This is a genomic window from Prevotella sp. kh1p2 (assembly GCF_900111525.1).
Taxonomy (GTDB): domain Bacteria; phylum Bacteroidota; class Bacteroidia; order Bacteroidales; family Bacteroidaceae; genus Prevotella.
Genome location: NZ_FOHY01000035.1, coordinates 1 through 8,261 on the forward strand (window position 1 = coordinate 1; position 8,261 = coordinate 8,261).

Genomic DNA, 8,261 nt, shown 5'->3' on the forward strand with positions numbered 1-8,261 from the left:
CCACGATGAGCCTTAGTGCAGGAATACCTATTGAGAGTATAGCCAAGATGATGGGACACGCCTCCATATCAAGCACACAGATTTACGCGCAGGTGACGGACAGGAAAATTTCTGAAGATATGGACAGGCTCATTGCCAAACAAACGGTAATAAAGGGAGCAAATACGGAGAGAGAGGTTTGTGAACCTTCGGAGGTATCAATCTGTAAAATGGAGGAAACAGCATGAGGGCAAGCAAAAATTCAAAGAGCAAAAATAGCACGTACAATCATCGCAGTTACTTTGATTGGGGCAGGAATATGCAGGTTGTCCGTAAGGGAAAAGGTGAGATAGCCATGACGGAGGGAGAACTTGTGAGATTCTTCGGTGTTACATGGAGAAAGCTCAATTATAGGCTTCAGACGATAATGAAAACTTCCGACCTGCATCCCAATGAAAGGGGTGCAGGTGAGGAGGAAGTCATAATCAACGGACAACGCAAAGGTTATGCACCACTCTATCCGCTCCCTGCTATCATCGCCCTGTCCTTTCTGTTGGACAGCACGGAAGCGCATTTGTTCAGAAAGTACATCAGTAGAAGATTGCAGACAGAGGCTGCCATTGTAACGCCAATCTGCCTATTGGGTAATACCAAGAACTGATGGATATATTTCCTTTTTCTTTCACCGATTATATCTTACTACATTACTACAATAAGAGTTAAAGCGGTGAAAGAGAAAGGATTGACGTGTAGTCGGGAAATAGCAATTCTCATTACTACGAAATGCCTACATACTACCTCAATGACATAAGAAGAATACATTTGCGATGTGGCAAATGTGCATTCGTTTGCACTCCATTTCCACATCTAATTCCGTTTTTCCTTGCAAGTTTCGGAAACTTTAACTATCTTTGCACCCGATTATAACTATCACTAAGTGAACGGATTAGAGGGCAACGGCTATCAGCGGCATCTTTCCTTATATAATAAAGGTGTATGCGTGGCGCAGGAAAAACAAGATTTTCCTGTGATTTTGTCGTCGGATTATTTGGCAGTTCCAAATAATTTGTTACTCTCTCTCTCTCTCTCTCTCTCTCTCTCTCTCAGGCGCTACTGGCGTAACTTCTTACACAAACATCTTATTATACGCGCGCGTGAAAAACGGCGCAATGCCTTTGGGCAAGGGACTCGCAAGAGATTCCGTTGCCTGTTTTGTCGTGCCCGTTGGCCAAGTCACAAGGATAGGTTTAAGGAAGTTTTAACCACAGCCTATTTACCCAAGAAAGAGTTATAAATCAAGAATCAATAATGAACTATAAACAAATGGAAAGAAAGAAATTTTACATTGCTCCCGAGATGGAAGTGATACACCTGCATGGCGAACAACTGTTACAGGCGTTGAGCACGCAGCATGAACCACAGGTTCAAGATGAGTATGAAGACGAAGAGGACGAAGAAGAAGCACCTTTTGGCTTTTAAGTAATAACTGATTGCAGAGAACTATGAATAAAAAGAAATTTATCAAGACAGCCAAGGCCGTGCTTGCAGGTATGGTGGTGATATTCGGCATGGCTTCATGCGGAAACGACGATAACGTGACCACACCTAAAACCGCCAATGAGTTTGAGGGCTTGGACCTGACACTCACCTACTCCGTGGGCGAGGCGCAGAACGATTCTGTATTCACACGTGGCATGGCAGCACGACCAATGACAGAGAGGCATACCTTCATGGGCATGGAGGTGGAAACCTCAGTAACGGAGGACAAGGCTGTGCCACAAACAGCGCGCACACGCGCCACAGTATATAACACCGTGAACTTGGAGGGCAAGACGGTGTATGCCATTGTCTTTGACCCTGCGACCAACAAGGTGGTAGCCCCTCGTCAGGAACTGACCGTCAGCGGTGGCAAGATTACCGTGAGAGGCAAGCGTGGATGCAGGATTCTCTTCTATATCGGCTCTACACCATATGTGACGGCAGGAAACGACCTCTCCACATTCACGGTAGGGCAGAATAACACCACAGACCCCATGCAATGCGTGTCGGATGTGATTACAAGTCTTGACCAAGACCTCGGAACGCTGTCGTTCAGGCATGTGTTCTCTAAGATACGTGTGGTATTGAAGACCTCCGACGGAACCGTCGTCAATGCCTTTCGCCTGACAACGAAGGAAAAGCTAAACAGCCAAGGAGCATCCGTGAATATCCTTGACCGCTCTTATACGGTATGGGGATCAGGCAGCACCATGACGTTTGCCGTGTCGGGCAATACTACATCGGAAGCCACAGCCGACTATCAGAACATGATTGTCAGCACGTCGAACACACCCACAGACTTGACCCTGCTCTTTGACAAGAAAGGCAAGGGAGCCACCATCGGCGGTTCGAGGAACTGGCTGACGGATGTGAACAACGCGCTGAGGCTGAAATCACGTGTGTTCCAGCCTGGGCATCGTTACAGCATCAATATCACCGTGAAGCCCTCCAATACGGATGCCTACCTGAACAGTGGATACCGTGCCGACAGGAACTACTATCAGTGGGACGCTTACGAGGTTTATGGTGTGGGTGACCAGCGCAAGTGGAGTGCCGGAAACTCAGGAGGAAGATTCGGGTCGTACTTCAACACCAGCGATGCCTCGCAGAGCTGCAGGAACTGTCCCTCTACTGACGAGATGCAAATGTATATCGGTGCAGGCGTTCTCATTGATGATGGTCATACGGGCACCTATCAGCAGTCGTACACCATTACAGACCCTGTAACCGGGGATAAGACTACCTATCATGAGGGTGTATGGCTCAAGAAGAAGCAATACATCGTTGGTTTCGACAGCGGAACGGCACCTAAGGTTAGTAATACATCCGGAACGAAAGGCCGTCCGACGAAAGATAACATCAGTGAGTATTTCTTCATGCCGTTTACAGGTTTCTATGACCTGACAAACTTTGAAAATTCTTCTGCATATTACTACCACAGGTTGCTGTTCTATGCAGGGGAATCCGGATACTTCATGTCCCGCACCGCTTATTCACGCACTCATTTCACGACATTAAAAGTATCGAATATGGGGGCAAGCATCATCCGGCTGAACTGGACCAGCAACAACCTTGCTGCCGCAACTGTCTGGACAGCGGATTAAGTGAGGATTTACAAGGTTTTTTCAGAAACAGAACAGAGTTATAAATAACGAAATCAGAATTTTATTTTAATTATTATGAGACAAACAAAACTTTTATTGCTGTTGCTTTTGCTCATGGCAATACCAGCAACAATGCAAGCCTACACCAATTATGAGATTGTCAAGAAAGATGGTCTTATTTATCAGGTTATAGACTTGACAAACTTTAAGGTTTCCCTCGTAGGTACGGAATCTTCAGTATCGGGTGAAGTTAATGTGCCGGCAACTTTCGACGATGGAAAAGGAACAACATTCTATGTAACCAGAATGGGTGGCAACGAGAATTACAGCTGTGGTTCAGGCGTTACCAAGATCAACCTTCCCGAAGGAGTTACGGAAATCTATGGTGGTGCCCTGGGTGGTGCATCCTTTGCAGAAATGACAATTCCTTCAACGGTAAGTACCATCACTCATACTGCCTTTTACAGGTTTTCCAGTCTGCCTAAATTCACTGTGGCCTCTGGCAACGCAAATTTCTCTTCTGATGCAGATGGGTGTCTTTACTCTAAGAACATGGAAGACCTCTATGCTGTTCCAACGGGCGTAAATACCACTGGTGGAACATACACTGTAAACAGCAATGTCAAGAACATCTTCAAATGCGCTTTTACCAATGCTCAAGGAGTAAAGAAGATTGTCCTTCCTGCCAATCTCCAATCAGTGGAAACAGGATTCCCATCAATCATTCCTAATTCTTCTGAATTGGAGGAGTTCGAACTTGCTTCTGGCGGTTCTACTCCTTATAAAGTTATAGAAGGTGTTTTGTTCAAGGACAATACGCTGAGCAACTATCCGCCTGCCAAGCCGACGGCCGACTATAAAGTTCCTGACGGCATCACCAGCATTGCAGAACGCGGTATAGAGGGCAGCCGTTATATGAAGACTATAGACTTGAACGATGTCGTTGAACTCTCCAAAAATGCGCTGTACACTTGTCACCAACTGAAAACCGTTACCCTGCCTGCACATCTCAAAGTAGATGGGGTGGCTGGTGGCATTTCCAACTGCTATAATCTATCCGAGTACAAGACTCCGTCTGATTGTGAGAACTTTGAAGCCATTGATGGTGTTGTCTATTCCAAGGGCGACCATTCCATACTTTATTTCTTTCCACCGGCAAAAGCTGTAACTGATGGAAAATATACTGTTGCCAATTGGGTCAAGACCATTGAGAAAAATGCGTTCCTCGGTACTACAACGATAAAGGAACTGACCATTCCTGCCAATGTCGAGGCTATCAATGACGATGCTTTTAGCAACATGAAGAACTTGTCAAAAGTCAGCTATGTAGAGCCTTCCAATGTACAAACTATTGGAACTGGTGCTTTCGGTCAGTGTCCTGCCTTGGTAGAAGCAACTTTACCTTCATCACTGACAGAGCTGAAGGCCATTTACTCCCTGTCCAAGAATCTGGAAACCATCAATGTACCTGACGGTTCCAAACTGACAACGATTAGTGCAAATGCGCTCCAAAGTAATACAAAACTCAAGAATTTCAACTTCCTCGGCGATTGCGACCTGACGACAATTAAATCGGGCGCATTCCAAAACCTTTCCCAGTTGCAGGAATTCCATTTCCCAAAGGGAGTTACAAGCATCGAAAACAATGCGTTCAACGGATGTACGGCCATGACAACGGCTAAGTTTGCCGATGATGCGGTGATTTCGACAATAGGCGCAGGTGCCTTTGCCGACTGCGGACTTACCTCTATCGACATTCCGAATAGCGTTACGAAGCTTGAACGCGAAGCATTCCGCAACTGTGCCGCATTGACCGAAATTAACGTATCAGAGAATCTGACCGATATTAGCTCGGAGGCTTTCAAGTATTGTGAGAATCTCGTTGACATCAATGTGGATAAGAAGAATACCCAATATTCCAGCGTAGATGGCTACTTACTCTCAAAGGACAAGAAAACACTGGTGCTCTTCCCTCACGGAAAGGCACACGCCAAGTTCACATTACTTCCTCCTTCCATCACCAAGATTGGGGACTTTGCTTTCTATGAGTGTGAGAACCTGGCCAGCGTAATGATTCCCAACAAGGTAACCTCTATCGGTGATCGTGCTTTCAGTCTTTGTAAGAACCTGAAGGACATCGCATTCCTCTGCGACGCACCTATTGATCCTAATAACATTGACCAGCGCCCGAATCACAAGAGTTTCGACGATGGCACTGCCGGAACGACCAATATGCCTGCCAACATCAATATCTACGTTCGCAAGGATATTAAGGATCAGTATGACGCTATTCCGTTCTACAAGGACAAGTTCAAGAGCATCCAACCTTCATTTGTGGAAAACGGCAATGAATATCTGCAAGTAGCTGCAAGTGTGGCTGACCTCCTCTCCGTCAAAAGCGAGAATCATACCTTTGTAGTGCCCGAGAAGACACAGACAGGGCTTGATGTTGCGCTTATTGGCGATTACGCATTCCAGACAGCAAGCAACAAGATTAAGGAAGTTGTCATTAAAAACCATATCGAATATGTAGGTGCAAAGGCATTTATGACGAATATCGCCAACAACAGCAGTACCATCGAGAATGTATTCTTCATTAGTAATGCCCCAAGCAAGAAGATGCTGAGCACTACACGCTTTGAACTTGACGAGACAGGCAATAACTACAAGGAGTTCGCAAGCACAACAAACATCTATGTCAAGAAGTCGGTAGTTGAAAAATACAAGAGCAAATGGAAGAAGCAGATGTGGGACACTTCTACGGGTGCAATGAAGGATAGTCCTGATGATTATCAGTTCTACAACCAGATAGACTATAAAATTAAAAGTACACCTGCGCTGACCAACAAGCTCTATTCAACTTTCTCACGTGAGTTCGACGTGGATTTCGGCGATATTGACGAGAGTGGCAACCGCCTTTTCTGGGACGCTGCCGAGAACTGCCCGAAGGTTATCGCCTTCACATCGGGTGAGAAGATTGGTAACAGCATTATCCGTATGCAGAGTATAAATCTCGGCGACGACATCGCCAAGGACGGTCTCTACGTGCCTGCCAACACGGGCGTAGTGCTGAAAGCCATCGACGGCTCACTGCCAAACGATTTCTACTATCGCATCGGCGAGGATGATATATGGAGTTACAGTGGCGCAAACATTCTGAAACCCGTAACCGTGGATGCAAAAGACGTTGTAGATACGGAGGACGGCAACACCAACTTCTACATTTCGGGGGGCAAGGCTTTCCGCGTTTCACAGGCGCAGCAGTTCAAGAATGAGGGCAAACTCACCATCGGCGTACACAAGGCATATATCAATATCAACGTGCCAGCCGGAGCAAAACTCTCTCTCCTGTTCGACGACGGCGAGACTACGGGTATAGAGAGCATCAATGCGACAGATGCTACAACTTCTGAGGGCGATGATGCCTACTACAACCTCAACGGTCAAAGAGTGACGAATCCTGCAAAGGGTGTATATATTCACAACGGTAAAAAAGTAATAGTAAAATGAAAACAGCATACAAGAAACCATATGAGGCTCCTGTAACGGAGATTATATCGACAAACCTGTCCCCGGTAATGTATCAGACTTCCATTCCACAGGCTGGCGAAGGTGAAGAAGGAGGCGCGGCAGATGCCAAGCAAGGATCTTTCTTCTTCGATGAGGAGGACAACTGGCCAGATACCCACAACAACTTGTGGGAAGACTGACGATGCTCTGCCGTGCCTTGCCAGGCATTTGGCGGGGCACGGCTTCCTCTTTATCAAAAACAAGATTTATATGCCCCCGGGGGGAGGTCATCCTTCCCCGACAAACCACGATACGGAACATGCAAGACGCAAGGGAACATTTCCATCACGAGATGAGACGCAGGAGGGTGGTGGCGCGGATAGGGAAGATTGCCTTTTGGGTGCTTTGCCTGATGGGGTTCGCCATTTGGGGATTCTGCGTCTATTTATATACACAGGACTAAAATTTCTTATCATTAACCAGCCGATGAGTGGTGTAGATTGAGATGACGACAAGTCCTACTTCAGTGGGGCACTACTTATACTTCAGTGCCCCACTGTTTATACTTTAGTCGTTGTTGACATTTCAGCCGCTTTCGGCATAAAACAATCAAGCCTATGGCATTCTACAAGAAAGTACAGATGAAAGTGAACGGCAAGTGGTATCCCAAGTCAGTTCTCGTAGGCTCTGCCATTACAACGGAGCAAATTTCCAAGCGCGTGGCAGCCGAATCGACCGTAAGCCCTGCCGATGTGCGTGCCGTGCTGACGGCTCTCGGCGGCGTGATGGGCGACTACATGGCGCAGGGACGTTCGTTGAAATTAGACGGTATCGGCTCTTTCTATTTCACGACGGCGACGAACAATAACGGGGTGGCAACTGAAAAGGAAGTAACCGCTGCGCTCATCAATGGCGTGCGCGTGCGCTTCATTCCCGAAACCCGATTCCGTGGTGGTGGCACAAGAGCCACAGGCGGCGGTCGCCGTGCGGTTCGCAGCCTGACTGGTGTGGACATCGAGTGGGAAGAATGGAAAGGCAAGGTGGATGCTGATAATCCGGACTCTACATCGGGCGATGACATAAACACCCAGCCTTGATGTAATTTGATTTATAACTCTCTATTTTTTGCAGGCGCAAGACTTGTTGGGAAACAGGGCTTGCGCCTATTGTTTTATCGAAGTGAAAACGGCAGGCATCATCTTATAATGGTATCTGCCGTTCGGGTAAATAAGAGAGTATATAAACTCATAAATTTCCATTATGTATCATTCTACACATGGGGTCTTTTATAGTTTTTATCCAACACATTCTCCAAGTCCGAAGCCTTATAGGCTCAGTGGAAATTTAGTGGGGGTAAGCATAAATTCTTGCAAGTCTGTATAAGAAGAACCTCTCATCCACAATCCCCCCTTAGAGAAGCTCTGAATGCCTTGACTTTTGCATTGAAGGATTCTGCTGCAGCATTGGAGGCTCTGTTGACATAGAAGTTCAGGATGTCATCGTAGTGCTCGTAGAATGTAGCAGCAATGACATTTGGAAAAGCCGAGCGCGTTTGACCCCCGAGGGCAAAGCGACGTTGCCCCCTGAAAACTTTTTTATTTTGCCCCCTCTAAAGTCCTGACTGGCGGG

The 8,261-nt window shown here is 46.7% G+C and carries 7 protein-coding genes and 2 pseudogenes; 8 read left to right on the forward strand and 1 reads right to left on the reverse strand.

Annotated elements, in window-relative coordinates:
• The 8 genes and pseudogenes from BMW31_RS13060 to BMW31_RS13085 all read left to right on the forward strand — a co-directional run.
• Positions 1-227: pseudogene (locus BMW31_RS13060) on the forward strand (tyrosine-type recombinase/integrase); the annotation flags it as partial.
• On the forward strand, positions 224-640 hold the full coding sequence (locus BMW31_RS13065; RefSeq protein WP_091826706.1) for a hypothetical protein: 417 nt from the start codon (positions 224-226) through the stop codon (positions 638-640). The pseudogene BMW31_RS13060 and the gene BMW31_RS13065, both read left to right, overlap by 4 nt.
• 276 nt (positions 641-916) lie before the next feature.
• The gene (locus tag BMW31_RS13365; protein WP_143049214.1) at positions 917-1,273 is read left to right on the forward strand and encodes a hypothetical protein; all 357 of its coding nucleotides are present in this window, start codon (positions 917-919) and stop codon (positions 1,271-1,273) included.
• 29 nt (positions 1,274-1,302) lie between these two features.
• Positions 1,303-1,458 carry a hypothetical protein gene (locus tag BMW31_RS13525; protein ID WP_177166332.1) on the forward strand — a complete coding sequence of 52 codons (156 nt, stop codon included), beginning with the start codon at positions 1,303-1,305 and terminating at the stop codon, positions 1,456-1,458.
• A gap of 23 nt (positions 1,459-1,481) precedes the next feature.
• Positions 1,482-3,122 carry a fimbrillin family protein gene (locus BMW31_RS13070; RefSeq protein ID WP_091826708.1) on the forward strand — a complete coding sequence of 547 codons (1,641 nt, stop codon included), beginning with the start codon at positions 1,482-1,484 and terminating at the stop codon, positions 3,120-3,122.
• Positions 3,123-3,236: 114 nt separating this feature from the next.
• On the forward strand, positions 3,237-6,632 hold the full coding sequence (locus BMW31_RS13075; RefSeq protein ID WP_255404971.1) for a leucine-rich repeat domain-containing protein: 3,396 nt from the start codon (positions 3,237-3,239) through the stop codon (positions 6,630-6,632).
• On the forward strand, positions 6,629-6,832 hold the full coding sequence (locus BMW31_RS13080) for a hypothetical protein (protein WP_091826712.1): 204 nt from the start codon (positions 6,629-6,631) through the stop codon (positions 6,830-6,832). Before BMW31_RS13075 ends, BMW31_RS13080 begins: the two co-directional genes overlap by 4 nt.
• Before the next feature lie 417 nt (positions 6,833-7,249).
• Positions 7,250-7,729 (forward strand): HU family DNA-binding protein, encoded by a 480-nt coding sequence (locus BMW31_RS13085; RefSeq protein WP_091826714.1) that lies wholly within the window; start codon positions 7,250-7,252, stop codon positions 7,727-7,729.
• A 247-nt stretch (positions 7,730-7,976) separates the two neighbouring features.
• On the opposite strand, the pseudogene BMW31_RS13090 reads toward BMW31_RS13085, so the two are convergent.
• Positions 7,977-8,166, reverse strand: a pseudogene (locus BMW31_RS13090) (transposase); the annotation flags it as partial.
• Positions 8,167-8,261: the final 95 nt, after the last annotated feature.